1 protein-coding gene and 1 pseudogene are annotated in these 2,155 nt (G+C 63.4%); both read right to left on the reverse strand.

Annotated elements, in window-relative coordinates:
• Positions 1-163: 163 nt before the first annotated feature.
• Positions 164-556, reverse strand: coding sequence for a hypothetical protein (locus AC1D34_RS36875; protein WP_476826937.1), 393 nt, complete (start codon positions 554-556; stop codon positions 164-166).
• A 98-nt stretch (positions 557-654) separates the two neighbouring features.
• Positions 655-879: pseudogene (locus tag AC1D34_RS36880) on the reverse strand (SMC-Scp complex subunit ScpB); the annotation flags it as partial.
• Positions 880-2,155 lie beyond the last annotated feature (1,276 nt).

Raw genomic sequence — 2,155 nt, forward strand, 5'->3', positions numbered from 1 at the left:
GTCGCGTTCTGCGTCGCCCTCCCCTCGGCGCCGCCGCCCTAGGTCAGCTGGTGCAGGGCCCCCTCGGCGCCGCCGCCCTAGGTCAGCTGGTGCAGGGCAAAGCCGGGCTGCGGCGTGCTGACAAGCCGGCCGGCCACCACGGCGTCGATCCCCATCACAGTGCTCAAATCGCAACCCAAGACGCCAGCGCGACCGACGTTACGACCATCACAAGCCATTCGGCGCGGTAGAAACCGAGGATCGCCTTAGTCGAGCGACCCTCGACGACATCCGTTGCCCGATCCCCCGCCGCGATMTGAGGGTCGTAAACGAAGCCAAGACCCGTCAAAAACGCGACCGCCATTTCTTGGTCGATATCACCGACCAATGACCAGACCCTTGGCCCGACGGGGAGAAAGCCGTTTTGCAGGCACAGCTCAGTGTCAAGATCGACCCCTTCGATCTCGAACTCGTTCGGCGTTTTCCGGTAGGGGTGTTTTTGCATCGCAAGCGCAACGTGCGTGCCGTTTCTTGTCTTGGCGAAAGCAAACATGACATCGTGGGGGCGGTAGGCCATCGCAACTCTCCCTCAACACACATTCGTACCTTAGAGCGGGCCGGCTCGTCTTCAAGCGCGCCAATCCAGACTTTTGAGTACGGCTGAACGATCCCAGGTCAGAGGCGAGGCTCAGTTCCACCGCTCGGATCCGGGTCATCAAAGGGGGAGAACGTCGGCGCCGCTCGTCGGAATCGCCTCGCCAGCAGCGTGTCCTTGCTCAGCAGGCCCGCATCCTCGAGCTTCTCGAGATCGGGCAGGTCGCGCAGGCTGGCGAGACCCAAGACCGCCAGGAATGTCTTCGTCGTCACATAGGTATAGGGCGCCCCCGGCTCCGGGCTGCGGCTCTGATGGAGGGAACCAGCCCGAACTCTGGGTCCACGGCCACGATCACGGATCACACGACTACCGAGTGGACCGCACCCGCGTCCTGGCAATCAGGCTGGCTATCCAAATCTTCACGGTGATCGAGAAAATCCGTGGTTCGATCCCCTCTGTGTCGTCGAGGTCTGATCGAGCGATAGAACCACATGCGGCTTTTGAGAGGGCTGTCAGACGTGCATTAGATCTTAACGACGACGACACTGCCCCGGAGTTCTGGTCTGCACGGGCCAATCGGGATTGGATCCACGCGGACGGCGACGTGGTAGGCTACTCGTTCCGGGCGGCCGGTGATCTGATCGCCGAGGTTCGCGGCCAAGGCTGCTAGCTGAATTGGTATTGATGCGGTCCCGTCGCGGTCGTGTCCGATCGCGTTCGCGCGGCAATGGCACACGAAGACTGGCGCCCGGCAACGACGCGCTCGCGATCAACCATGGACCTCTTCTCGGCCACCCGAAGCGGCGCGGGCGGAGCTCAGTTGCGATATCGGGTCGATGTCGATCGAGCCATGCGGTCGCCTCGGCGCCATCGACACGGCACTCGAATGTCGGCCAGGATGGATCCTCCCTCGACTCGATCTCCAGCCGATCCCGCGCGTAGCGGATCAGTTCGCTGATCGCTTCATATCCAGTCCGGAGCTCGAGGGCGTCAGCGACCCACGGCGCCGACCAGCCCCGTTTGGCGAGAAGCGCAATGGCGGCCGGATCGGCCTCGTCGAACCAAGGGGTTGCGTCGAACTCGACCAGCATCGCCTCATCGGCCGTGTGGCACGCCGCGTGGATCATGCTCCACTCCTGCTCGTCGGAGCAATCGTCTGCATCATAGCGCAGGACGATACGCGATGCGCGGGATGCCGGGCGCAAATCCGCGTTTCTTCGCGGCTGGCGCGCGTTCCGCCCTTGCGGCACCGATTACCCGGCGATGCAGCGGCCCGTGCTGCGCCGAACTGATTGGCGGCCAGCACACCGCGCCGGCTCGCCCCGCGATGATCCGTTATCATCCACGGGCATGCCGCTCTCTGGGACAGGCCTTCGCCAGAGTCTTTTCCCGGACCAAGCTTTCGGCAGTTTTCTGAATAGCGCGCTCGGCTGGCGCAGCGCATTCCGGCGCAGCGTGGAGACCACCAGGCAATCCATTCAGAGAGCCACATGCCTCAGACTCGAAGCCGCGCAGAGCAGGAGGTAACCATGCTCGTTCGTGACGCCATGACCGCACATGCAGAATGGATCTCTCCGGACA

This window comes from Allobosea sp. P1_A7 (assembly GCF_056406775.1).